This window comes from Salinicola sp. V024 (assembly GCF_052645315.1).
Map to the genome: position 1 here is coordinate 58,787 of NZ_JBQXYB010000003.1, position 26,428 is coordinate 85,214.

General features: G+C 63.5%; 18 protein-coding genes. 3 read left to right on the forward strand and 15 right to left on the reverse strand.

The genetic code is table 11. From position 1 onward, the window contains the following. Positions 1-83 precede the first annotated feature (83 nt). Entirely contained in the window at positions 84-272 is a 189-nt protein-coding gene (locus ACUN9V_RS06185; protein ID WP_439304211.1) for a hypothetical protein, read from the reverse strand. Between the two features lie 318 nt (positions 273-590). Here ACUN9V_RS06185 and mutS point away from each other — a divergent pair, with 318 nt between their 5' ends. Continuing rightward, the gene (gene mutS / locus ACUN9V_RS06190; RefSeq protein WP_445510743.1) at positions 591-3,173 is read left to right on the forward strand and encodes a DNA mismatch repair protein MutS; all 2,583 of its coding nucleotides are present in this window, start codon (positions 591-593) and stop codon (positions 3,171-3,173) included. Positions 3,174-3,450: 277 nt separating this feature from the next. Further along, the gene (fdxA, locus tag ACUN9V_RS06195; protein WP_445510744.1) at positions 3,451-3,774 is read left to right on the forward strand and encodes a ferredoxin FdxA; all 324 of its coding nucleotides are present in this window, start codon (positions 3,451-3,453) and stop codon (positions 3,772-3,774) included. A gap of 315 nt (positions 3,775-4,089) precedes the next feature. Here the strand turns inward: fdxA and eno are convergent, their stop codons facing one another. From eno to pilM, 14 genes are all read right to left on the reverse strand, one after another. Then, entirely contained in the window at positions 4,090-5,382 is a 1,293-nt protein-coding gene (eno, locus tag ACUN9V_RS06200) for a phosphopyruvate hydratase (RefSeq protein ID WP_445510745.1), read from the reverse strand. Positions 5,383-5,591: 209 nt separating this feature from the next. Further along, positions 5,592-7,250, reverse strand: coding sequence for a CTP synthase (locus ACUN9V_RS06205; RefSeq protein ID WP_075561134.1), 1,659 nt, complete (start codon positions 7,248-7,250; stop codon positions 5,592-5,594). A 139-nt stretch (positions 7,251-7,389) separates the two neighbouring features. Further along, positions 7,390-8,112 carry a gamma-glutamylcyclotransferase gene (locus ACUN9V_RS06210; RefSeq protein WP_439285863.1) on the reverse strand — a complete coding sequence of 241 codons (723 nt, stop codon included), beginning with the start codon at positions 8,110-8,112 and terminating at the stop codon, positions 7,390-7,392. A gap of 144 nt (positions 8,113-8,256) precedes the next feature. Next, the gene (locus tag ACUN9V_RS06215; RefSeq protein ID WP_445510746.1) at positions 8,257-9,564 is read right to left on the reverse strand and encodes a solute carrier family 23 protein; all 1,308 of its coding nucleotides are present in this window, start codon (positions 9,562-9,564) and stop codon (positions 8,257-8,259) included. A gap of 271 nt (positions 9,565-9,835) precedes the next feature. Then, entirely contained in the window at positions 9,836-10,075 is a 240-nt protein-coding gene (locus ACUN9V_RS06220; RefSeq protein WP_075561132.1) for a hypothetical protein, read from the reverse strand. Between the two features lie 173 nt (positions 10,076-10,248). Next, a complete protein-coding gene (locus ACUN9V_RS06225; protein ID WP_075561131.1) occupies positions 10,249-11,679 on the reverse strand; it encodes an FAD-dependent oxidoreductase in 1,431 nt (476 codons plus the stop codon). Between the two features lie 76 nt (positions 11,680-11,755). Continuing rightward, positions 11,756-16,207: a glutamate synthase large subunit gene (gene gltB / locus ACUN9V_RS06230; protein ID WP_445510747.1), complete on the reverse strand. Its 4,452-nt coding sequence runs from the start codon at positions 16,205-16,207 to the stop codon at positions 11,756-11,758. Between the two features lie 687 nt (positions 16,208-16,894). Then, on the reverse strand, positions 16,895-18,043 hold the full coding sequence (aroB, locus tag ACUN9V_RS06235) for a 3-dehydroquinate synthase (RefSeq protein WP_445510748.1): 1,149 nt from the start codon (positions 18,041-18,043) through the stop codon (positions 16,895-16,897). Between the two features lie 29 nt (positions 18,044-18,072). Next, the gene (aroK, locus tag ACUN9V_RS06240; RefSeq protein ID WP_075561127.1) at positions 18,073-18,633 is read right to left on the reverse strand and encodes a shikimate kinase AroK; all 561 of its coding nucleotides are present in this window, start codon (positions 18,631-18,633) and stop codon (positions 18,073-18,075) included. After that, positions 18,633-20,744: a type IV pilus secretin PilQ gene (pilQ, locus tag ACUN9V_RS06245; RefSeq protein WP_445510749.1), complete on the reverse strand. Its 2,112-nt coding sequence runs from the start codon at positions 20,742-20,744 to the stop codon at positions 18,633-18,635. The genes aroK and pilQ overlap by 1 nt, the downstream gene beginning before the upstream one ends. After that, entirely contained in the window at positions 20,741-21,313 is a 573-nt protein-coding gene (locus tag ACUN9V_RS06250; protein WP_445510750.1) for a pilus assembly protein PilP, read from the reverse strand. The genes pilQ and ACUN9V_RS06250 overlap by 4 nt, the downstream gene beginning before the upstream one ends. Continuing rightward, the gene (locus ACUN9V_RS06255; protein WP_445510751.1) at positions 21,310-21,996 is read right to left on the reverse strand and encodes a type 4a pilus biogenesis protein PilO; all 687 of its coding nucleotides are present in this window, start codon (positions 21,994-21,996) and stop codon (positions 21,310-21,312) included. Before ACUN9V_RS06255 ends, ACUN9V_RS06250 begins: the two co-directional genes overlap by 4 nt. Further along, a complete protein-coding gene (locus ACUN9V_RS06260; protein WP_445510752.1) occupies positions 21,993-22,562 on the reverse strand; it encodes a PilN domain-containing protein in 570 nt (189 codons plus the stop codon). The genes ACUN9V_RS06255 and ACUN9V_RS06260 overlap by 4 nt, the downstream gene beginning before the upstream one ends. After that, complete coding sequence (gene pilM, locus ACUN9V_RS06265; protein WP_445510971.1) at positions 22,559-23,632, reverse strand: type IV pilus assembly protein PilM; 1,074 nt, start codon at positions 23,630-23,632, stop codon at positions 22,559-22,561. The genes ACUN9V_RS06260 and pilM overlap by 4 nt, the downstream gene beginning before the upstream one ends. Positions 23,633-23,867: 235 nt before the next feature. On the opposite strand from pilM, the gene ACUN9V_RS06270 reads away from it, so the two are divergent. Next, positions 23,868-26,390 (forward strand): penicillin-binding protein 1A, encoded by a 2,523-nt coding sequence (locus ACUN9V_RS06270; protein WP_445510753.1) that lies wholly within the window; start codon positions 23,868-23,870, stop codon positions 26,388-26,390. Positions 26,391-26,428 lie beyond the last annotated feature (38 nt).

Here is a 26,428-nt window from a genome sequence, read left to right on the forward strand (position 1 = left end):
AGTGATGGTGACGACAGTGACCTTGGCGACAGTGACATGGTGGCAATGACGTTGAGATCGGCAACGAGACGATAGCGGCCGCTTCAACGCGAACCGTGGGAGTCCTCGTTCGGCGGCGGCAGCACGGCCGGATGACGTGCGGCCAGCTCGGCCACCGCAATTTCCAGCAGCACGACAGCCAACTCACTGAGATTGACGTTGCGTTGACTGGCCTCGATCGCCAGTAACCGATAGGTGGAGTCGCTGAGATGGTTGAGCACCAACCGGGCCATATGGGGGTCCTCGGTAGCCGGTTTTCAACACTGTAACGAGTTATCGGCAGGCACTCAGGCTGAAATCACTAGACCTGATGCCTGATCCCCTCTAAGGCAGCCATGAGAGGGTAAGGCAGCCATGAGAGGGTAAGGCAGCCATGAGCGTGTAGAGTCGACAAGCCAATCATGATCTTCACCGATCACCGAAACAAGCTCGGCCATCGCGGCACGCCGTGTTGGACCCAGTAGCGCCGTGGTAACCTTGGCGTTCCTCTCAGCACCCGGCACGCCGATGTCTCATCGGCCCCCGGAATCGACGGAGCTTACCGAGATACCATGCAGGACGCGGCCGCCAGCAAGAGCACCCAGCATACGCCGATGATGGCGCAATACCTCAAGATCAAACGCGAGCATCCCGACGTATTGCTCTTCTACCGCATGGGCGACTTCTACGAGCTGTTCTTCGAGGATGCCAAGCGCGCCTCGCAGCTGCTGGATATCACGCTGACGGCACGCGGGCAGTCGGCGGGCAAGCCGATTCCCATGGCCGGCATCCCCTATCACAGTGCCGAGTCCTATCTCGCGCGGCTGGTTAAATCCGGCCAGTCGGTGGCCATCTGCGAGCAGATCGGCGATCCCGCTACCTCCAAGGGCCCGGTGGAACGTCGCGTCGTACGCATCGTCACGCCGGGCACGCTGCTCGACGAAGCGCTGCTGGATGCTAGCCGCGACAACCTGCTGGTATCGCTGCACAGTGCCGGCGAACGCTGGGGCATCGCCTGGCTCGAACTCTCCAGCGGCCGCTTCAGCGTGCTGGAAGTCGACGGCGAGGCTGACATGCTGGCCGAGATCCACCGCCTGCAACCGGCGGAGCTGCTGGCTGCCGAAAGTCTCGACCTGCCGCCGACACTTGCCGAGCGGTCCGGACTGAGGCGCCAGAACGACTGGCACTTCGATCTGGAGACTGCCAACCGGCTGCTGTGCGATCAGTTCGAGGTCGCCGATCTTCGCGGTTTTGGCTGCACGCACCTCGAGACCGCCCTGGTCGCCGCTGGCGTGCTGATCGACTACGCCCGCGATACCCAGCGCTCCCGCCTGCCCCACGTCACCGCGCTGGGGGTGGAGAGCCGCGACGAAGCGGTGGTGATCGACGCCGCCAGCCGGCGCAATCTCGAGATCGACATCAATCTCGGCGGCACCGGCGACAACACCCTGGCCAGCGTGCTCGACACCAGCGTCACGCCGATGGGGTCACGGCTGCTCAAGCGCTGGCTCAATCGGCCGCTGCGCGATCGCGCCCAGATCGGCGCGCGTCAGGCCGCCGTGCAGCTGCTGCTCGACGACGATCAGTATCTGCTGCTTCGCGAGCCGCTCAACGCCGTGGGCGATGTCGAACGCATTCTGGCTCGCGTGGCCTTGCGCAGCGCCCGCCCCCGGGATCTGGCCCGGCTGCGCGATGCGCTCGAGGTACTGCCGACGCTGCAGCAGGATCTAGGGCGAGTCGAGGGCGAGAGCGCGCTGAACGAGCTCGGCCGCCACATTCGTCCCTACCCCGAGCTGGCCGACACCCTGACCCGGGCGTTGATGGACAATCCGCCGGTCGTGCTCCGCGAAGGCGGTGTCATTCGCGAAGGCTTCGATACCGAGCTCGACGAGTATCGTGGCCTCGCCGAACACGCCGGCGACTACCTGATCCAGCTCGAGCTGCGCGAGCGCGAGCGCTCCGGCCTGCCCGGACTCAAGGTCGGCTACAACCGCGTCCACGGCTACTACATCGAGATCCCTCGTGCCCAGGCCCGCGACGTGCCGGCCGATTACATTCGGCGCCAGACGCTGAAGAACGCGGAGCGTTTCATCATCCCCGAGCTCAAGGAGTTCGAGGACAAGGCGCTTTCGGCGAAGTCGCGCGCGTTGGCACGGGAAAAGCTGCTCTACGAAAGCCTGATCGACACGCTCAACGCCGATCTCGATGCGTTGCAGGCCACCGGTCGTGCGCTGGCCGCGCTGGACGTGCTCTGCGCCTTTGCCGAGCGCGCCCAGCATCTGGAATTCGTGCGCCCGCATTTGCTGGAAACGCCAGGCTTCGACATTCGGGGCGGCCGCCATCCGGTGGTGGAACACGTCAGCCAGCATCCGTTCGTGCCCAACGACCTGATTCTCGACGATGACCGCCGCATGCTGGTCATCACCGGCCCCAACATGGGCGGCAAGTCGACCTACATGCGCCAGGCGGCATTGATCGCCCTGCTCGCCCACACCGGGAGTTTCGTGCCCGCCGACAGCGCCGAGATCGGCCCGGTGGATCGCATCTTCACCCGGATCGGTTCCAGCGACGATCTGGCCGGCGGACGTTCCACCTTCATGGTGGAGATGACCGAGACCGCCAGCATCCTGCACAACGCCACGGCCGAAAGCCTGGTGCTGATGGACGAGATCGGCCGTGGCACCAGCACTTTCGACGGCCTGTCGCTGGCCTGGGCGAGCGCCGAGCACCTGGCCGCGCAGCGCGCGTTCACGCTGTTCGCAACCCACTATTTCGAGATGACCGCGCTGGCCGAGCAGCAGGAAACGGTGGCCAACGTTCACCTGACCGCCGCCGAGCACAAGGACGGCATCGTCTTCATGCACCGCGTCGAGGAAGGCCCGGCCAGCCAGAGCTATGGCCTGCAGGTCGCCCAGCTCGCCGGCGTTCCGCAAAACGTCATCGCCCGCGCCCGCGACAAGTTGGCCAGCCTCGAGCAGCCGACAACGCTGCCGCCGGCGTCCGACAGCCGCCCCGCGGCCGGCGGACCACAGCAGGCGGATCTGTTTGCCGCGACCCCGCATCCGGTTCTCGAGGCGCTGGAATCGTTGGACATCGATTCGCTGACACCGCGGGCGGCGCTGGAGCTTCTCTATGCCTGGCGCGAGCAACACTAGGATGGGTACGAAAACTGCCTGCGCCAGCCGAGTTTTCGTCTAACTACAAGCTTGGCGCAAACCACGCCGAGGGATGGGTAGCTATAAGGCCATTCCTCGATGTTCACAACGCCCGCTTGCCCGGCCTGTCGCCGGCCGCCTAGAATATGGCGCCATTCGAATAGTGTCGGCGGCACTGCGCGAGCGGTGAACACGAAAAATCCTATCCGCCGAGATCGTGATAGCGAGAGACCGAGACAGGGGCCACGACCGGGCCGTCAATCAGGAGAGAACACCCATGACGTTCGTCGTCACCGAGAACTGCATCAAGTGCAAATACACCGACTGCGTCGAAGTCTGCCCGGTGGACTGTTTCTACGAGGGCCCCAACTTCCTCGTCATCCATCCCGACGAGTGCATCGACTGCGCGCTATGCGAACCTGAGTGCCCCGCCGAGGCGATCTTTTCGGAAGACGAGCTGCCCGAGGATCAGCAGCAGTTCATCGAGCTCAACGCCGAACTCGCCGAAGTGTGGCCAAACATCGCCGAGCAGAAGGATCCGCCGGAAGACGCCAAGGCGTGGGACGGCAAGCCCAACAAGATCGAACTGCTGGAACGCTAGGAAGTTGCTTGACGGTTGCGTTTGACCATATGGTGCTGACCGAATGCCAGTATCCAACTAAGAAGGCCGCTCAATGAGCGGCCTTCTTCGTTCAGGTCAGACCAAGTTTCTGCTGCAACGTTTCAACGAACCAGTTTAAGACCGTTATTGATGTCGTCTAACCGGCCGGCATCATAAAACTTTGCTTGGGAAACGCTGAATAAATAGCCGAGCGGAGTAAAGCACGAGGCGTACGGCGCACAGGAACCGGAGCCTATGGGGTATAGGTGAGGATTCCGCGCACCGCACAACGAAGTGATTTACCCGCGCAGGCATTTATTGCCCCTTGATCGCCTTCAGGCCCGGATAGGCAACCTTGTCACCCAGCTCCTGCTCGATCACCAGCAGGCGGTTGTACTTGGAGACACGGTCGGAGCGGCACAGCGAACCGGTCTTGATCTGGCCAGCAGCGGTACCCACGGCGAGGTCGGCGATGGTGGTGTCTTCGGTTTCGCCGCTGCGATGCGAGATCACCGCGGTGAAACCGGCGTCCTGTGCCATGTTGATCGCGTCCAGGGTCTCGGACAGCGAGCCGATCTGGTTGAACTTGATCAGAATCGAGTTGCCGATCTTCTCGTCGATGCCGCGCTTCAATATCCGGGTGTTGGTGACGAACAGATCGTCACCGACCAGTTGGATCTTGTCGCCCAGCTTGTCGGTCAACGCCTTCCAGCCGTCCCAGTCCGACTCGTCCATGGCATCTTCGATCGAGACGATCGGATACTGGTCGCAGAGACCGGCCAGGTAGTCGGTGAAGCCGGCGGCGTCGTACTGCTTGCCCTCCCCGGCGAGATCGTAGACTCCGTCCTTGAAGAACTCGCTGGCCGCACAGTCCAGCGCCAGCGTGACGTCCTTGCCCAGGACATAGCCTGCGTCGTCGACCGCCTGCTTGATGACTGCCAGCGCTTCGGCGTTGGAAGACAGGTTGGGCGCAAAGCCGCCCTCGTCGCCGACCGAGGTGGAAAGCCCCTTGGCCGTCAGCACTTTCTTCAGCGCGTGGAATATCTCGGCACCCATGCGCAACGCTTCACGGAAGTTGGGCGCGCCCACCGGCTGGACCATGAACTCCTGAATGTCGACGTTGTTGTCGGCGTGCTCGCCGCCGTTGATGATATTCATCATCGGCACCGGCATGGTGTACTGGCCCGGCTGGCCGTAAAGCTCGGCGATATGCGCGTAGAGCGGCACGCCTTTCTCGGTCGCCGCAGCTTTGGCCGCAGCAAGCGATACCGCGAGAATCGCGTTGGCACCGAGGCTCGCCTTGTTGTCGGTGCCGTCCAGTGCCAGCATGGCGTCATCGAGGGCGCGCTGATCGCTGGCATCCATGCCCATCAAACGCTCGCGAATCATGCCGTTGACGGCGTCGACGGCCTTCAATACGCCCTTGCCCAGATAGCGTGACTTGTCACCGTCTCGCAGTTCCAGCGCTTCACGAGAACCGGTGGAAGCGCCGCTGGGGGCGCAGGCGCTGCCGGTAATGCCGCTGCTCAGCGTGACCTGGGCCTGAACGGTCGGGTTGCCGCGGGAATCGAGCACTTCGAGGGCACGGATATCAACGATCTCAGCCATGTTACGTCGTCCTGTCGGTTGAAAACTCGAGCGGTTGAATCACTCACCACATCGAGCGTGAAGCGTCCGGACCTTGGCTTGCTCGCCGCGGACGCGATTATTCGATCATGTTAGCAGTTCTGGAGCTTAGCCAGCTCAGGGAGCCCAGGTCCAGCGTCCCCAACGACGGCGGGGGATGAATCGCTTCATCCCCCGCCGTGATCAGTCGATCACTCCTGATGCGCCATGCCATGCTGACGCTGGCGGCTTGCCTTGTGCTCCAGCGCCGCATTGACGAAGCCGGTAAACAGCGGATGCCCGTCGCGGGGCGTCGAGGTGAACTCGGGGTGGAACTGGCACGCCACGAACCAGGGGTGGTCCGGCAGTTCGATCATCTCGACCAGCGACTGATCGCCACTCTTGCCCGATACGATAAGGCCGGCGGCTTCGAGCTGTTCGACGAACTGCTCGTTGACCTCGAAGCGATGACGGTGACGCTCGGTGATGGTGTCCAGACCATAGACCTCTTGCGCCCTGGAGCCCGGCTTGAGGCGGCACTCCTGGCCGCCGAGGCGCATGGTGCCACCCAGATCGGAAGCCTCGTCACGCAGTTCGATCTGCCCTTCCGGGTTGATCCACTCGGTGATCAGGCCGACCACCGGATGCCGGGTCTCGCGGGTGAACTCGGTGGAATTGGCGTCTTCCCATCCCGCCACGTGGCGTGCGAACTCGATCACCGCCACCTGCATGCCGAGACAGATGCCCAGGTAGGGCACATGGTTCTCGCGAGCAAAACGCGCAGCCTGGATCTTGCCTTCCACGCCCCGCTCACCGAAACCGCCGGGGACCAGGATCGCGTCCTTGCCGGCCAGGCGCTCGGTGCCGTGACGTTCGATCACTTCGGCGTCGATATACTCGACGTTGACCTTCACGCGGGTCTGAATGCCGGCGTGGATCAGCGCCTCGTTGAGCGACTTGTAGGCGTCGAGCAGCTCCATGTACTTGCCGACCATGGCGATGTTGATCGTCTTGAGCGGGTTGAGCTTGGCGTCGAGGACATGGATCCACTCGGCGAGATCGGCCTGGGGCGCTTCGAGACGCAGCTTGTCGCAGACGATCTCATCGAGGCCCTGCTCGTGCAGCATCAGCGGAATGCGATAGATGGTGTCGGCATCCTGCAGCGGGATGACCGCGCGCTCTTCGACGTTGGTGAACAGCGCGATCTTGCGCCGCTCGCTCTCCTCGAGCTCGACTTCGCTGCGACAGATCAGGATATCCGGCTGAATACCGATCGAGCGCAGCTCCTTGACGCTGTGCTGGGTCGGCTTGGTCTTGGTCTCGCCCGCGGTCTTGATGTAGGGCACCAGCGTCAGGTGCATGAACAGGGCGCGGTTGGCGCCCACTTCGCTGCGCAGCTGACGGATGGATTCCAGAAACGGCAGCGATTCGATATCGCCCACGGTGCCGCCGATCTCCACCAGCGCCACGTCGTACCCCTCTCCCCCCTTGATCACACGGTGCTTGATCTCGTCAGTGATATGCGGAATCACCTGCACCGTGCCGCCGAGATAGTCGCCACGGCGCTCCTTGCGCAGCACGTGCTCGTAGACCCGACCGGTGGTGAAGTTGTTGCTCTGGGTCATCTTGGTGCGGATGAAGCGCTCGTAATGCCCCAGATCGAGATCGGTTTCCGCGCCATCCTCGGTGACGAATACCTCGCCATGCTGAAACGGACTCATGGTGCCCGGATCGACGTTGATGTACGGATCCAGCTTGAGGATGGTGACCTTGAGGCCGCGGGCCTCGAGGATCGCCGCCAGCGAAGCGGATGCAATACCCTTGCCCAGTGAGGACACAACGCCGCCGGTCACGAAGATATATCGTGTCATGGAAAACCTGTCGAATCGTGGTCGTAGCCGTGAAAAGAGACCCGGGGGAGAAAGTCGGGCCAGGATGGGACGTCAGATTACCAGACTCGCTCGGAAGGCTCAATTTTGGATCGCGCGGCCGCCCTGGCGCGGCCGCGAATTAGCTGGCGACGGCGCGCTGCAGCGATTCCAGACGTCGATCCCGAATGCCGAGCGCATGGAGATCGCCCACCGTGTTGTCGAGATATTCGCGACACGAGCCCAGCACGCCACGACCCGTGCGCAACAGATGCACCACGGTCTCGTCCGGCTGACGGCCGATATAGCGGTCGTGATGCGGATTGATCACGAAGGCGACGCCCCAGATCGGGCCGACGTCCGTCTTCAGCTTGATCCAGCGCGGTTGATAGGCGCCGGTCAGCATCTCGCGTCGCCACACCAGGGTCAGCTCGCGCTCCAGATTGTCGCCGGGTACGCGAAGCGCGACGCCATGACACGATCCGCCCGGCGCCAGCGCCAGCATCAGTCCCGGCGTCTCCGGCGTGCCGCGACCGTGATCGAGCTTGAGGCAGAAATCGCGATGATAACCGTACAGCCGACAGGTATGGCGCTCGGCCACCTCGACACACGGGTTCCAGATCAGCGAGCCGTAGGCAAACAGATAGACGCCGTCGATGGTCCGGGCCTCGGGCGGCGCCGTATCCAGAATGTGCTGAATGGAACCATGCAGGTCGTGATGACTCTTCAAGGCCACCTCGGGGTAGACCTGTTCGAAGTGACGACGAATCAGATCCTGCTCCAGAACCTCGCGGGTCATGGCGATCGACTTCTCGGCGGACGTGTCTTCATCGGCGCTGACATGGCCGGACTGCGGGTCACTCATTGGGGGCTCTATTCAGGGACGCTGACGCTATTCAGGGACGCTGATGCTGGGATTCGAGGATGCGACGGTAGCGGCATCGACGCGGCCGATACCGTCGCTACAGCCTAACGCCCACGACGCACAAAGCGAAGCGCGAGTTAGACTTCAGTCTGAAACGCCCCGGCCCAGATTGGCGCCATGGCGCAGAACGAGATGCAGCAGGATCGCCCCGAAGGTGGCCGTTCCGATGCCGTCGAGGGTGAATCCGCCGACGTCGATCGAGAAGTTGCCTGCCCCCAGCACCAGCGTCACGGCCACGACGATCAGGTTGGTGTTGTCACCCAAATCGACTTGGTTCTGGATCCAGATGCGTGCGCCGGCAACGGCGATCAGGCCGAACACCACGATCGAGGCGCCGGCCAGCACCGGACCGGGAATCGTCTGGATCAGCGCCCCGAAGCGCGGCGAGAACCCGAGCAGAATGGCGAAGCCAGCGGCCGCGACGAAGATCAGCGTCGAATAGACCCGGGTCACCGCCATCACGCCGATATTTTCGGCATAGGTCGTCACGCCGGTACCGCCGGCGGCCCCGGAGACCATCGTCGCCAGCCCGTCACCCAGAAAGGCCCGGCCGATGTAGGGGTCGAGATCACGCCCGGTCATCGCGCCCACTGCCTTGATATGCCCCAGATTTTCCGCCACCAGAATCACCGCGACCGGCGCGATCAGCACCATCGCGTGCGGCCTGAACTCGGGGGCGGTGAACGCCGGCATTCCGAACCAGGCCGCGTTGGCGATGATCGAGAAATCGATGGGCGCGCCCCAGCCCAGGCCGTTGGTGACCAGCGCATAGATCGCGTAGGCCACGACCAGCCCCACCAGAATCAACAGCCGCTGCAGCATGCCGCGGGTCAGCACGGCCGCCAGACCGATGCAGAGAATAGTCACCAGCGCCATCGCGGCATCGAAATTGGCCCCCTTGACGCTGGAGACCGCCACCGGCGCCAGATTGAGACCGATGGTCATGACGATGGCTCCGGTCACCACCGGTGGCAGCAGGAACTCGATCCAGCGCGTGCCCGAAGCCATGACGATGAGACCGATGACCGCGTAGATCGCCCCGCAGGCGATGATGCCGCCCAGCGCCAGCCCGATCGAGGAGTTACCGCCGCTACCGCCGTAGCCAGTCGCCGCTATGACCACGCCGATGAAGGCGAAACTCGAACCCAGGTAGCTGGGCACGCGGCCGCCGACGACCAAAAAGAACAGCAGCGTGCCGATTCCCGACATCAGGATGGCCAGATTGGGATCGAACCCCATCAACAGCGGCGCCAGCACGGTGGAACCGAACATCGCGACGGCGTGCTGAACGCCCATCAACAGTGTTTGCGCTGGCGGCAGCGTCTGGTCAGGCGCGACCAGACCACCGTGGCTGGCATCGACGCGCTGCCAACGGGGAAACCAGGATGACATGGGTAACGTTCTCCACAATGAGGTGCCCCGAACGAGGGCACGGGCAGCCGGCGTTGCCGAGGGATGATCGCGGCGCCGCCGGCGTTTCGGCGCGCATTCTAGCGTTACGCCGAATGGCTGTCCGATCGAAAAATCGGCCAATAAAAAAGCGCCAACGGCGACGTTGGCGCTTTTTCGCTATCTCACGGTCATCGACCGGAAGGCTGCCATCATCGCCGGGAGCGAGAGACCAGCAAAGGGCGGCGGAGACACCAGGCGTCGCCGAGATGCCTCAGCCACGCTCCGGCAGGCGCGACGTGAGGATATTCGAGCGCCGTTCGATCTCCTCGAGCATACCGGCACATTCGTCCGACATCCCGCTGTCGTGCAGCTTGGCCAGCGAGAAAAGCGCCTTAAGCTGGCCACTGATCATGATCGCCTGATCACCACCTTCCTGATCCAGCACATGATCTTCCAGCGCTCGCAGTTGGGTGTTTGCCTGGTCGAGGATGTTGCGTTCAAGCCTGATCATGGTTTGACCTTCCAAAGATTGCGGTTCAATTCGAGCGCGCCACTGTAAAGGCTCCCTGACCTATATACCATCGCTGATCACGATCGATCGTGCCAGCCATCGACCGATTTTACGCGACCGTTCAGTCAACCGTTCACTCACCCACAGCGGTTCACTCACCCACAGCGTGGCGATCAGACCTTGAGATAATCGAGAATGCCTTCCGCTGCCTGACGCCCCTCATAGACCGCGGTCACCACCAGGTCGGAGCCGCGCACCATGTCGCCCCCGGCGAACACTTTCTCGTTACTGGTCTGATAGGCGAAGCGCTCCATCTGTGCCGGAATTTCCGGCGCCAGCACCCGGCCGCGTTCGTCCACTTGGATCTGGTGGGTATCGAACCACTCGATCTCGCTGGGCTGGAAGCCGAAGGCGATGACCACCGCGTCGCAGGCCAGGATTTCCTCGGAGCCCGGCACCACTTCCGCACTGCGCCGGCCCTTGTCGTCCGGTTCGCCCATGCGGGTGCGCACCAGCTTGACGCCTTCGACCTTGTCTTCGCCGACGATCGCCACCGGCTGGCGGTTGAACAGGAAATCGACGCCCTCTTCGCGGGCGTTGGTCACCTCCCGCTTGGAACCGGGCATGTTCTCTTCGTCGCGGCGGTAGGCGCAGGTCACGCTGGCCGCTCCCTGACGGATCGAGGTGCGGTTGCAGTCCATCGCGGTATCGCCGCCACCCAACACCACGACGCGCTTGCCGGCCATCGATACATAGTCGGAGGACGCCTGCTCGAAACCGAGATGGTGGTTGGCGTTGGCGATCAGAAAATCGAGCGCCTTGTAGACGCCGTCCGTCTCCTCGCCGGGAAAACCGCCGACCATGTACTTGTAGGTGCCCATGCCGAGAAATACCGCGTCGAACTCATCAGAGAGCTGTTCGAAAGTGATATCGCGGCCAATTTCGGTATTGAGTCGGAACTCGACGCCCATCTCCTCGAACACTGCCCGCCGACGCTCCATCACCGACTTCTCGAGCTTGAACTCGGGAATCCCGAACGTCAGCAGACCGCCGACTTCCGGGTAGCGGTCGAACACCACCGGCTTGACGCCGTTCCTCACCAGCACATCGGCACAGCCCAGCCCGGCCGGCCCCGCGCCGATCACGGCCACACGCTTGTCGGTCATCACCACTTGCGACATGTCCGGGCGCCAGCCCATGGCGAACGCGGTATCGGTAATGTACTTCTCCACCGAGCCGATGGTGACGGCACCGAAACCGTCGTTCAGGGTGCAGTCGCCTTCGCACAGCCGATCCTGCGGACAGACGCGACCGCAGACTTCGGGGAGCGAGTTGGTCCGGTGCGACATCTCCGCGGCTTCGAGGATGTTGCCCTCGCTGACCAGCTTGAGCCAGTTGGGAATGTAGTTGTGGACCGGGCATTTCCACTCGCAGTACGGATTGCCGCAATGCAGGCAGCGGTGGGCCTGGCTGGCCGCCTCGCTGGGCTTGTACGGCTCGTAGATCTCGGCGAATTCCCGAGAGCGGCTACGCGCATCCTTCTTCTGCGGATCGCGGCGACCCACATCGATGAACTGAAAATCGTTACTCAAACGGTTTGCCATGTCTTATCTCCTCACTGGGCCGACGACGCTCGCTGACTCTGACTGCCACTGTGCTTGCTCAAGTTGCCGTCATGCCTCATTCAGGCTGTCGCCTGGATTGGGCCAGCAAACCGTTGAGACTTGCGGCCTTGGGCTTCACCAACCAGAAATGGCGGATGAAGTCGGAGAAATCCTCGAGAATCGCATGCCCGCGTGGCGAGTCGGTCTCTTCCACATACTCGGTGATCACCTCGCGCAGGTGACGGCGATAGGCTTCCATCGATTCGGTATTGATCCGGTGGATCTCGACCAGTTCATGGTTGTAGCGATCGACGAAACCCCGATCCTCGTCGAGCACGTAGGCGAAGCCGCCGGTCATGCCCGCACCGAAGTTGATCCCGGTCTTGCCGAGCACGCAGACCAGCCCGCCGGTCATGTATTCGCAGCAGTGGTCCCCGGCGCCTTCGATCACCGCATGGGTGCCGGAGTTGCGCACGCCGAAGCGCTCGCCGGCCATCCCCGCGGCGAACAGCTTGCCGTCGGTGGCGCCATACAGACAGGTGTTGCCGATGATCGCGGTCTCGTGGCTCAGGAAGCGGCTGGCCTTGGGCGGCACGATCACCACCTTGCCGCCGTTCATGCCCTTGCCGACATAGTCGTTGGCATCGCCTTCCAGATACAGATTCAAGCCGCGGGCGTTCCACACCCCGAAACTCTGGCCCGCGACGCCGGTGAAGCGCGCCGTGATCGGCGCATCCTCGAGGCCCGCTTCGCCGTAGCGTTTGGCGATCTCGCCGGAGACCCTTGCGGCTACCGAGCGGTCGCAGTTGGTGATCTTGAACTCGAACTCGCCGCCGGACTTCGACTCGATTGCCGGCAGCAGCGCGTCGAACACCTCCTGGTTCTTGGCGCCCGGATCGTGGGGCACGTTGCGGCTGACCTGGCAGAACTGCGGCGCGTCCTTGGGCACGAAGTCGTTGGCCAGCAGCGGGCTCAGATCGAGCTTGCGCTGTGCCGGCGTTTCGCCTTCGAGCGCTTCGAGCAGATCGGTACGTCCGATCAGGTCGGTCAACTGGCGCACACCCAACAACGCCATCAGCTCACGCACTTCTTCGGCGATGAAGCGGAAGTAGTGCTTGACCATGTCGACCGTGCCGCGGAAATGCTCGTCGCGAAGCTCCTGGTGCTGAGTGGCGACGCCAGTGGCGCAGTTGTTGAGGTGGCAGATCTTCAGATACTTGCAGCCCAGCGCCACCATCGGCGCGGTGCCGAAGCCGAAACTCTCCGCGCCCAGAATGGCCGCCTTGACCACGTCGAGACCGGTCTTGAGGCCGCCGTCGGTCTGCAGCCGGATCTTGTCGCGCAGATTGTTGATGCGCAGCGCCTGATGGACTTCCGGGAGACCCAGCTCCCACGGGCTGCCGGCGTGCCGGATCGAGGTGATCGGACTCGCCGCGGTACCACCGTCGTAACCGGAGACGGTGATCAGATCCGCATAGGCCTTGGCAACGCCCGTGGCGATAGTGCCGATACCCGGCTCGGAGACCAGCTTGACCGAGACCTGGGCGCTCGGATTGACCTGCTTGAGATCGAAGATCAGCTGGGCCAGATCCTCGATCGAATAGATGTCGTGATGCGGCGGCGGCGAGATCAGTGTCACGCCGGGCACCGCATAGCGCAGCCGCGCGATCATCTCGTTGACCTTGCCGCCCGGCAGCTGGCCGCCCTCACCGGGCTTGGCGCCCTGGGCGACCTTGATCTGAAGCACTTCGGCGTTGACCAGATACGCCGGCGTCACCCCGAAGCGCCCGGAGGCGATCTGCTTGATCTTCGACGAGCGAATGGTGCCGTAACGGGCCGGATCTTCGCCGCCCTCGCCGGAGTTGGAGCGCCCGCCGGTTTCGTTCATCGCCTGGGCCAGCGCCTCGTGCGCCTCGGGCGACAGCGCGCCCAGCGACATACCGGCGCTGTCGAAACGCAGCAGCAGATCCTCGACCGGTTCGATCTCGTCCAGCGGCAACGGTTCGGCCGCCGGCTTGAGCCTCAGCAGATCGCGGATCGTGGCCACCGGGCGCTCGTTGACCAGCCGCGCGAACGCCTTCCACTTGGCGTAGTCGCCCTGCTGAACCGCCTGCTGCAGCGTCATCACCACGTCGGGGTTATAAGCATGATATTCGTGGCCGTGAACGAACTTGACCAGACCGCCCTGGCGGATGCCCTTGCGCGGAATCCAGGCGTCGCGTGCCGCCAGCTCCTGCTGCATCTGCAGTTCGCTGAAGCCGGCCCCCTCGATGCGCGACATCATGCCGTCGAAGCACATCTGCATCACTTCGGAACCCAGGCCGACCGCTTCGAACAGCTGCGAACCGCGATAGGAGGAGATCTGCGAGATGCCCATCTTCGACAGGATCTTGTAAAGCCCCTTCTGCATGCCCTTGCGATAGTTCTCGCGCGCGTCCGCCGGATTGCCGACCAGCTCGCCGGTGCGGTGCATGTCCGCCATCACCTGGTAGGCGAGGTACGGATAGACCGCGGTCGCGCCGACGCCGAAGAACACCGCCATCTGATGCGCGTCGCGGGCGTAGCCGGTCTCGACCACGATGTTGACCCGCGGACGCAGCGCTAGCCTTGCCAGATGATGATGCACCGCGCCGGTGGCCAGCAGCGCCTGGATCGGCTGTTTGCCTTTTTCGAGCTCGGCATCCGACAGCACCAGGATCACCTTGCCGTCGTGGGCGGCCTGTTCGGCCTGCTGACAAAGGGCCATCAGCGCCTGACGCAGCGAGGTCGTCTCGGGATCGTACTGCAGCGGCAGGGTGATCGAGGCGAATGCCGGATCTTCCTGAGTCACCAGCGCGGTGAATTTGCGCGGCGACAGCACCGGGGTGGTCAGGATCAGGCGGTGCGCATGTTCGGGCGTCGCCTCGAACACGTTCAGCTCGGCCCCGCAGCAGGTCTCCAGCGACATCACGATCGCTTCGCGCAGCGGGTCGATGGGCGGATTGGTGACCTGGGCAAATTTCTGGCGAAAGAAATCGGTGAGCAGACGATTCTGGCGCGACAGCACCGCCATCGGCGTGTCGTCGCCCATCGAACCCACCGCCTCCTGACCGCTCTCGGCCAGCGGACGCAGCAGCTGGTCGCGCTCCTCGAACGTCACCGAGAACATCTTCTGATAAACGTTGAGTTCGTCGGTCTCGAACGGCTGGAAGCGCGCCAGCTCGGTCAGCGCCGACTCCAGATAGTGGGCGTGTTCCTTGAGCCAGCGACGATAGGGATAGGCGGACTTGAGCCGCTGATCGATGTCGTCGGTGTGCAGCACTTCGCCGGTCTGGGTATCGACGGCGAGAATCTGACCCGGCCCGACGCGACCCTTGGCCACCACGGATTCCGGCTGATAGTTCCACACCCCGATCTCGGAAGAGAGCGTGATGTAGCCATTGTCGGTGATCACCCAGCGCGCCGGGCGCAGGCCGTTACGATCGAGCATGCACACGGCGTGACGGCCGTCGGTCATCACGATGCCGGCGGGGCCGTCCCACGCTTCCATGTGCATGGAGTTATATTCATAGAAGGCGCGCAGATCGCCGTCCATGGTCTCGACGTTCTGCCACGCCGGCGGCACCATCATCCGCACCGCGTTGTAGAGATCCATGCCGCCGGTCAGCAGCACTTCCAGCATGTTGTCCATGCTCGACGAGTCGGAGCCGGTGGTGTTGACGATCTCGTCGAGACCTTCGATATCCGGCAACAGCTCGTTGACGAAGTTGGCCTTGCGCGCATTGGCCCAGCTACGGTTGGCCTCGATGGTGTTGATCTCGCCGTTGTGCGCCATGAAGCGAAACGGCTGCGCCAGCGGCCAGCGCGGCGCCGTGTTGGTCGAGAAACGCTGATGGAAGACGCAGACGGCGGTCTCGAGACGCTCGTCGCCCAGATCCTGATAGAAGGTGGGCAGGTCCGCGGGCATCATCAGGCCCTTGTAGGAAACCACCTTGGACGACAGCGAACAGACGTAGAACTCTTCTTCCCGGCTGAGCTTCTGCTCGGCAAGACGACGAGCCATGAACAGCTCGACGTTGAAAGCGGCGTCGGACTGGGATTTATCCCCTTCGACGAACACCTGACGAATGCGTGGCAGGCACTCGAGCGCCATCGGCCCGCAGACACTCGGGTCCGTGGGCACGTCGCGCCAGCCCTTGACGCTCAGACCGCGTTCGGCCAGCTCGCCTTCCAGCGTTTCCCGAGCGCGCTGCTCGCGGGCGTCGTCGTCGGGGAAGAACACCATGCCGACCGCGAAGCGCTCGCCCAGCGTCACGCCGAGCTGATCCTCGGCCAGCGCTCGCATGAAGCCCATCGGCATCTTGAGCAGCAGACCGCAGCCGTCACCGGTCTTGCCATCCGCCGCGATACCGCCGCGATGGGTCATGCAGGTCAGGGACTCGATCGCCGTCTTGAGCAGATCATGACTGGCCTGCCCTTCCATATGAGCAATCAGGCCGAATCCGCAGTTGTCGCGGAATTCGCCAGGCTGGTGAAGACCTCTCATCATGGGCGTGCCTCACAAAGCAGTGTCAGAATACAGGGTCTTGTATCCGGTCTAGTAAAAAGAGATAATTTAATGTTTTTTTATTTTTATAGCCGCATTCAGCGTTGAACGAGCGGACTATTTTGCCTCTCAGCGCACCCAATTCTTACCGCTGACGGTCGCCAAAAGGCCGGTCAGAATAGCCAGTTACCCGCCCCAGCGCAATCCGACGCCCCACCGAGCAACCCACAAACGCATTGAAAATCCGAGACTTAGCTTTAAATTTATGAAAATACGCTGCTAACACAAAGGCTTAGAGCCTTATTTAGACGAAAGTCTTATCATCTGCCGCCATCGCTGGATCATGCTGAAATCGACGCCCGGAGGCCATACCGATACGGCATGGAGCATACCAATTATGGGGATAACGCTCCCCCAAACGAACCCTTCAGCAAGATCGTGGATGCCGGATGCCTCAGAACGCGACAAGCTTCTGGACCTGCGAACCGGACGCGATCGCCCGGGTGTCGGTGGCGGCGATCAAGCCAACTCGCTGCGAAACAGGCTGACCAGGATGAAGGAGAGGCGAGCCACGACGAAAGAGAGCCGACGGCAACTGACGCCGCCGGAGAAGACAGCCGGCGACAGCGGCCGGAATCGGGTGGGCTAGAGGCGGTATCCCGGGAAAGGGAGACGAGGCCCGATCAGAAATCAGGTTCGGGGAAAATCCGTCAGCAGGCGCTCGAGCTGCTCGGGGTCGGTATCGTCTCGAATGCAGGCCCGCCCCAACGTCTCGAGCAGGATCAAGCGCAGGCGACTGTCGACATTCTTCTTGTCGAGCCGCATTCGAGAGAGAAAATCCTCGGCTTGCATGCTGGCCGGTGCCGTCACCGGAAGGTCCGCCGCGCACAGGATCGCAGCGACACGTTCGACATCAGCCTCGTTCAGCCAGCCGCGCCGGGCGGATAGCCGAGCCGCCATCATCATGCCGGCGCTCACCGCCTCGCCGTGGAGCCAGTTGCCGTAGCCCTGGTGCGCCTCGATCGCATGCCCGAAGGTGTGGCCCAGATTGAGCAGCGCTCGCACGCCCTGCTCGGTCTCATCCTCGGCCACCACCTCGGCCTTGATCTCGCAGCTACGGCGAATGGCATAACGGATCGCGCCTTCCTCGATGCCACGCAGCGCGCCGAGATTGGCCTCCAGCCAGGCAAGAAATTCCAGATCCCAGATCAGGCCGTACTTGATCACTTCCGCCAGCCCGGCGGAAAGCTCGCGGGGCGGCAACGTCGTCAGCGTGTCGGTATCGACCAGCACTGCCCGCGGCTGCCAGAACGCGCCGATCATGTTCTTGCCGCGCGGATGGTTGACCCCGGTCTTACCGCCCACGGAAGAGTCGACCTGGGCCAGCAGCGTGGTGGGAATCTGAATGAAAGCGACGCCACGCTGGTAGCTCGCGGCCGCGTAGCCGGTCATGTCACCGATCACCCCGCCGCCGAGCGCGATCAGCGTGCAGCGACGATTGAACCCGGCGGCCAGCAGCGCATCCCAGATCCTCTCGACCGAGGACAACGTCTTGGTCGCCTCGCCGTCGGGCAGGATGACTTCTCGGATTTCCAGCTCGGCGCCCGCTAGCGTCTCTTCCTTGGGCGCATCGAGGGCGCCCGCCAGCGTTTCTTTGAGCGCATGAAGATAGTGCGGCGCGATCACCTCGTTGGTCACGATCATGACCTGACGTCCGGCCAGGTAAGGCAGCAGGTGCTCCCGGCTCGTCAGCAGCCCCGCACCGACATGGATCGGATAGCTACGCTCGCCCAGCGAGACGTTCAGCGATTCCACGGGAAGCGACGAGACTGACGACATGAGACGTTACCTTCGATATGAGAGAGACATTACCTGTGTTGCGAAAGCGAGACCGAAGCGCCGAGCGGTTCCGCCAGCCGCGAGACCCGACGCAGGATATCCCCCACCACGCTGCGGGGTCCTCGCCGATCGGTACGTACGATGATATCGGCGGTGGCACGATAGAGCGGATCGCGGATCGCGAACAGATCGCGCAACACCTGCTCGGGATTGGCGGTCTGCAGCAGCGGACGGTTGCGATCCCGCGAGGTGCGCCGAATCTGCTGCTCGACGGTCGTGGCCAGATAGATCACTGTGCCCCGCTCGCGCAGCAGCTGGCGGTTGACCTCGCGCATGATCGCACCGCCACCCGTCGCCAGGACGATCTCGCTGCGCTGACTGATTTCATCGATCATGGCGGTCTCGCGATCGCGAAAGCCCTGCTCGCCCTCGACATCGAAAATCCACGGGATATTCGCCCCGCAGCGGCCTTCAATCTGATGGTCGCTATCGAGGAATTCGCGCTGCAATTCGGCCGCCAGGAGGCGGCCGATTGTACTCTTGCCGGCCCCCATGGGGCCGACGAGAAAAAGATTGGGAAGCGACCGCATCAGCGAATGGCCAGTCCGTCCTCGATGATCTTGGGCGTAATGAATACCAGCAATTCTACCTTCTCGTTGCTTTCCTGGGTATAGCGGAACAGATTGCCGAGCACCGGGATGTCACCCAGGAACGGCGTCTTGAACAGCGTACGCAACTGCTCGGAGGTCAGAATGCCGCCTAGCACCACGGTCTCACCGTTGTTGACCAGCACCTGAGTCTGGATCTCGTTGGTGTCGATGGCCGGCGCGCCGTCGTAACGCGTATCGGAAATATCGTCGTTGTTGACCCGCAGATCCATGATGATGCGGTCGTCCGGTGTGATCTGCGGTGTCACCTCCAGCGACAGTACCGCCTCCTTGAACTCGGTGGTGGTCGCCCCGCTGGACGACGCCTCCTGATACGGCACCTCCTGGCCCTGCTTGATCACCGCGGTGCGCTGATTGGCGGTGATTACCTTGGGCTGGGAGATCGTCTGGCTCTTGCCCTCGCTCTCCAGCGCCCGAAGCTCCAGGTCGATCAACACGTCGCCGGAAAGATAGCCGAAGCTGAACGCGCTGGCGGGATTGGTCGCATTGCCCAGATCGACCGCCAGCCCGCCGCCATAGGAGGCCGGATCGTCCGACGTCGTGGGCACCGTCGAGGCATTGCCATCGGCCGCGCCACCGAGATCGAAGTGCCGCCCGCCATTGCCCGACAGCCCCCAGTTGACGCCGAGCTCGCGGGTCGCGCTGTCTCGCGCGATCACGATTCGGGCCTCGATCTGGACCTGACGCACCGGCACGTCGAGGTGATCGACGGTCCGGCGGATAGCGTCGAGCTGGTCACGGGTGTCCTGCAGAATCAGCGTATTGGTGCGCGGGTCGACGCTGACGCGACCACGCTCGGACATCATCCCGGCGCCCTCGCCGCCTTGCAGCAAGGCCGCCAGCGTATCGGCCTTGGCGTAACGGATCTGCAGAAACTCGGTGGTCAGCGGGGCCAGCTGTTGCGACTGCTCGCGGGTCTCCAGCGTCTGACGCTGCAGACTGGCCAGTTCACCGGTCGGTGCCACCATCATCACGTTGCCTTCCCGTCGCGACGACAGGCCGTGGTTGCGCAGCACCAGATCGAGCGCCTGGTCCCAGGGCACGTCGGTCAGATTGAGAGTCACGTTGCCCTGCACGCCATCGCTGGCGACCACGTTGAGCCCGGACTCCTCGGCAATGATCGACAGCACGTCGCGAACCGGAATGTCCTGGAAATCGAGGGAGATGCGGTGGCCATTATAACTGGGTCGCTGCTCCGTCTCGGGCCGCTCGAGGCTGCCGGCGGGGGCCAGCTCGACGGTGAAACGGCGTCCATTCTGGGTCACCAGCGGCTCCACGGCCTCGGAGGCGGTGATATCGAAGGTGACGCCATCCGACCCGCGACGAGGCACGATGCGCTGCACGGCGGTACCGAAATCGCCGACATCCAGCGTCTGATATTGATCGTCGGGCAACGAGACACCGGGCAGCGTGATCGACACCTGACGCCCCTGGCCGGAGACTTGGGCCGCCACGCCGACGCGATTGAGCGCCAGCTGCAACTGCCCGCCGCCATTCGTGCCTCGACGGAAGTCGATCGAGGTCACCTCGGGTTCGGCAGCGCTCATCGCCGAAGCTCCCCCGTTGGCCGCGCCGTCCGGGCGCGTCTCACCGACGGTACCCGTGGTGATGTCGGCGTCACCGCCCAGATGGACGACGATCTTGCCGTCGCGCTGCTCGAGCCGGTAGCCGGTGGGCGAGGTCAGATCGAACACAAGCCGTGTGCGCCCGCCCGCGCCCAGCACTCGCACGGAATCGACGCCACCACTGCCGACGGCAAACGTCGACTGCGACAGGCCACTCTGAGCCTGCAGCAGATCCAGCGCCAATCGCGGCGGGGAGTCGGTGCGATAACCGCGAATCTCCGGCAACCCCCCGACGAAATTCAGCCCGACATCCAGACGTCCGGCGCCGCGGTCGGTAAACGTCATCGCCGTCAGCGTCGGCGTCGCCAATGCTTGCGTCTGCGCCAGTGCCGCCCCGGCAGAGAGCGCCAGCCCCCACAATGTCAGTAGTGCCACGCACGCGGCGAAACGCCCTCGACGAGTCATCATGTTCCCCTGTTACTTTGCCGTCGGCTGGCACCGTCGGATTCCTGTTTGGCCATTTCCAGCTGCTGGCGACGTTCGGTCCAGCCTCCTGCGGAATCGCGCACGGTCTCGACCAGAGTCAGACCCCGTGGCTCGACGCTGACGATGCGGCCGTAGTCGCGACCCAGATAATTTCCCCGGAAGAGCCGATGAACTCGCCCATCCGGCGCGGCAACCAGAGCCGAGGGGGTCTTGCCCACGGTGAGCGTGCCGACCAGGCTCAGGCTGTCGAGCTCGAAGGCTTCCAGCGGCTGGCGGGGACGCTCGGCATCCGGCAGCGGCGCGGTCTCCTCGGGACCCGGCTCGTCGACCTGCTCGGCCACGAACGGACTCCGTCGACTGCCCTGGTCGTAGCTTGCGCTCAGATACCCCGGCATTTCCGGCAGCGAGCCAATCTGCCCCTGCGGCTTGTGGCGCAGCGTATCGAGATGGGCCTGCAGCGACGCCAGATCGGCACTCTCGCAACCGGCCAGACCAACGCCGATGAACAATCCGACCATCAGGCCGGCGAGACGCGAATGTTGCGATCTCACGGTTTGCCCCCTCCCTTCTTGGGATCGCCTTCCGGATCGGATTCCTCACGATAGCGATAGGTCTTGGCCAGCATGGCCAGGCGCAGATGATCCTCCACCGGCGTCAACGTGAAATCGTGGAGCGTGACGATGCGCGGCATCGCGGCCACGCGCGCCAGGAACGCGGCGATCCGATGGAAATCACCGCGCACCTGAATATCGAAGGGCTGTTCGATGTAGAAATCCTGCGTCACGGCCGGACGCAGAGTGATGCTGTCGATATCGAGCGGCTGCTCCCGCGCGGCGTCGCTGATGGCGTCCAGCAGTGCCGGCACTTCGGCATCACTCGGCAACATTTCGAGTGCGCTCTGCATGCGCGCCTGAAGCTCACCCATCTGGGCTTTCATCGCTGGCAGATTGACGGCCTGATAGGAAAGCGTCTCGTAGCGCTGCAGCGCTTGCTGCTCCTGCACCGCCAAGCGCTGATGGGTCTCCCGTGGCGTGGACGCCAACAGCCATTGCGCGATCCAGATCGATACCACCAGCACCAGCAGGGCAATCACCACCTGCAGACCGACCGGCCAGGTACCCGCTTCCCTGACGTCGAGTTCCCGCCACTGCAGTTCGCGCAGCTGACGCCATTGATCCCTGGCAGCGTTTCGAACGTTGCTCGGACGCAGGCGGGCCTGCACCGGGCGGCTCATTTCCCGGCCTCCGGCTTCGGCGGGTCGAGCGGATGCTCGTCGACGCTCAGATGGAAGCGCTTGGCGACGACGCCCCCTTCGGCGGACTGGACGTCCGAGAGCAGCGGGACCTCGAACGAGGCACTGTTGTCCAGCGCTCGCATCTGATCGGACACCTGCCGATTCGAGGCCGCAATGCCACTCAGCTCGAGCCGATTCCCCTTGCGGTCCAGCTCGGTGTAGTGAACGCCATCGACCAGGGTCGCCGTCAGCTGATCGAGAACGCGGATGGTCAAGGGACGGCTCGACTGCAGCTCGCCGATCACATCGATCTGCTTCAGCATCCGCTCTCGCAGCTCGCGATAATTGCGCATCGCCTGGATGTCGCGGGTCAGCGATTCCGTGTCGCGCTGGATCATCGCCAGACGCGCCTGCCCCGCCCGCACCTGAGACTTCTCGTACTCGGCGATGCCCCACCCGACCAATAGCCCCACCAGCAGCGTCAGCAGAAGGCCCTGCTTGAAGCGCCGAGTACTGCGGAAACGACGCTGCTCTCGCCATGGCAGCAGGTTGATCTCGATCGTCATGACAGCGCCCGCATCGCCAGGCCGCAGGCCGTGAGCATCGCCGGCGCGTCCGCGGCCAGTGCACCGACGTTCAACCGGGAATCGACTCGCATATGGGTAAAGGGGTTGGCCAGCGTGGCTTCAAGGCCACTCTGAGCACGCAGCCGTTCGGCAAAGCCCGGCAATGCGCTCGACCCGCCGGCCAGAATCAGCCGCCGGACCTGCTGCTGGCCTGCCGAGGTGTAATAGAGCTGCAGCGAGCGGCCGATATGCTGGATCAGGGTATCCACGAACGGCAACAGCACGGCCTGGCGATAGTCGTCGGGCAGCCCGCCGCGCCGCTTGGCTCGGCCGGCTTCATCGAAACTCATGTCGTAGTGCCGGCTGATGGCGTCGGTGAGCTGGCGCCCACCGCAGAGACTGTCGCGGCTATAGACGATCCGTCCGCCCTTGAGCACGTGAAACGCGCAAAGATTGGCGCCGATATCGACCAGCGCGGTACTGCCGCCGCCCTCATCGTCCTCATCGCCCTCGTCGTCCTGGGAAGCCTGCAGCGCCCGACAGACCCGCTCCAGCGCGAAACCCTCGACATCCACCGCCACCACCTCTAGGCCCACGGCGTCCAGCGTCGAGGTCAGGGTGTCGATATCCTGCAGGCGGCAGGCGACCAGCATGATCTCCTGCTGGTCGTCGTAACGGGGGTGGCGCCCCAGGCGCTGAAAGTCGAAGGCGACTTCGTTGAGCGGAAACGGGATATGCTTGTCGGACTCCATCTGAATCCGCGCTTCGATGTCATCGTCACTGAGCGATGCCGGAAACGACACGACCCGAGTGATGGCCGCCGAGTTGGGCACGGCCACCACCGCACGCCGAGACCGCAGCTGCGCGTGCTCCACCGCCCGCTGCAATGCGTCGACGACTTCGCTCTTGTCGCGGATCCGCCGCTCGACGACAGCCCCTTCGCGTAGCGGCCGTACCGCATAGCTGTCGATTCTCAAGCCGCCGGCGTGACGCCCCAACTCCAGCAACTTGACGGTGGCGGACGTGATGTCCACTCCCACCAATCCTTGAGAGGATCTTTTCAAGCGCAACACTGTCTCACCTCGCCGGAACTCGAAAATCCTAATCGAAGTTAACGGCGGCACGACCACCAACTTGAGACATTTCGTTACACTAATTCGTCTTGCTTGCAGGAAGTGACGCGGACGAAACTGGCCCCGGCTCTGTCGCATCCATATAATGCCCCGATGCTGAATCATGTCCGACGCTAGGGATAGCGAGCACGCACGCGGCCGGACCGCCACCAGTCAAGGATCATCCCTTTATATGAAGCTCTTTACTCGCCTACTGACGTCCGCGTTCTGGCTACTGCTGGCGGTCTGCGCCAGCGTGGTAATGGCAGTCGTCGGCGCGGGGCTCTACTTTGCCCCCGGTCTGCCGGACGTGCGTCAGCTCCAGAACTACGAGCTTCAGACGCCGCTGCGCATCTATACCCAAGACGACAAGCTGATCGGCGAGTACGGCGAGGAACGCCGCATGCCGGTCAGCTACGACGAAATTCCCAAGCCCCTGATCGACGCGCTACTCGCCGCCGAGGATGCCAATTTCTACAACCACCCGGGCGTCGATCCCAAAGGCCTTCTACGCGCCGCGGTCGAGCTCGCGTCTTCGGGCGACATCCAGTCCGGGGGCAGCACGATCACCATGCAGGTTGCCAGGAACTATCTGCTGACACTGGATCAGACCTTCACCCGCAAGATCCGTGAAATTCTGCTGGCGTTGCAGATGGAACAGATTCTGAGCAAACCAGAGATTCTCGAGCTCTACGTCAACAAGATCTATCTGGGTCATCGCTCCTACGGCATCGCCGCCGCGGCCAACACCTATTATGGCAAGCCGCTGGCCGACCTGACCCTGCCCCAGTACGCGATGATCGCCGGTCTACCCAAGGCACCTTCGAGCTTCAACCCGCTGGCCAATCCGGAACGGGCGCTGATCCGCCGCAACTGGATTCTCTACCGGATGCGCCAGCTCGGCTCGATCGATCAGGCCGCCTACGATGAGGCCGTCAAGGCGCCGATCACCGCCAGCCGACACATCGCCCAGGCGGAAGTCGATGCACCCTATGTCGCGGAGATGGCACGCGCCTATGCGGTCGAGCGCTTCGGCGACAAGGCCTATACCGACAATATCCGCATCACCACTTCGCTCGACAGCCGCCTGCAGGCCGAGGCGCGCGACGCCCTGGTCGACGGGCTGATCGACTATGACACCCGTCACGGCTGGCGCGGACCGGAAGAGAAGGACGTTCCGCCAAGTCTCGTCGAGGCGCAGGACCGTACCGAACGCCAGGGCCTGGAAGAGGAGCTGTCGGAGTCTCCCGAAGTCATCGAGACCGCCCGTCAGGCAGCCCAGAGCAGCGAGGCCAAGATCGATGGTGTCGACGGCGATGTCAGCAACTGGCTCAAGGTTCTCGAACGCACGCCAGCCTACGGCCCGCTTAAACCCGCCATCGTCACCGCCACCGATGGCAAGCAGATGCAGGTGCTCGACGCCGATGGCGAGATCATCGACCTCGAATGGGACGGCCTGAAATGGGCTCGCGAGTACAAGAGCGCGAAGTGGCGCGGCGGCGAACCCGCCAATGCCGCCGCCATCGCCGACCGCGGCGATCTGGTCCGTATCATGAAAGACGGCGACCACTGGCGTCTGTCGCAACGTCCTGGCGCGGAAGGGGCAATCGTCGTGCTCGACCCGCAGACCGGCGCGATCGACGCGCTGCAGGGCGGGTTCAGCTTCGCCGCCAGCAAGTTCAATCGGGCGATCCAGGCCCAGCGCCAGGTCGGCTCCAACTTCAAGCCCTTCATCTATCTGGCGGCGCTCCAGGAAGGCGACATGACCGCGGCGACCGTCATCAACGACGCCCCGGTAGTGATGTCGCAGTTCAGCGGCGACGACTGGCGCCCGGAAAACGCCGAGCGCCAGTTCCAGGGGCCGACTCGCCTCCGTGTCGGGCTCTACACCTCGCGTAACCTGGTGACCATTCGCGTGCTGCAATCACTCGGGCTCGACAACGCGCTCAACTTCCTCGAACGCTTCGGGTTCTCGCGGGATCGCCTGCCCCACGGCCTCTCGCTGGCACTGGGCAGCGCATCGCTGACACCGCTGGAGATCGCCAATGCCTACGCGGTACTGGCGAACGGCGGCTTCCAGGTCTCGCCCTGGTATATCGAAAAGGTCACTCAGGGCAGCCACAACACCGTCGTCGAGGAAGCCAACCCGCTGGTGGCCTGCCGCGACTGCGCGCCCGGGGCCACCCAGACCGAAGTCGACGGCGAACCGCGGCGCATCGCGCCTCGCGTGGTGGAACCGGATGCGCTGTACATCCTGCGCAGCATCCTGCGTGATGTCATCGAGCATGGCACCGGGCGCGGGGCGCTATCGCTCAACCGCAGCGACATCGTCGGCAAGACCGGTACCACCAACGATCAGCGCGATGCCTGGTTCTCGGGCTTCAACAACTCGATCGTGACCACCGTGTGGGTCGGCAAGGACGACAACACCACCACGGCCGAATACGGCGCCCAGGCGGCGTTGCCGATCTGGAAGGCGTTCATGGGTCCGGCCCTGAAAGGGACACCGGAAGTGATTCCGGAAGCGCCGGACGACATCGTGACCGTACGTATCGATCCGGATACCGGTAAACGGCTACACGACGACCAGTCCGGCGGTATCAGCGAGATCTTCCGCAAGGATCATCTGCCCGAATACCAGCCGCGCGGCGTCAAACAGGAACTCGAGGACGAGAGTGGGTCTCAGGGCACCGGTACCTACGAAGCCATCTTCTGATACATTGGTCGAAATCTGGTTGATCGAGACCTAACCAG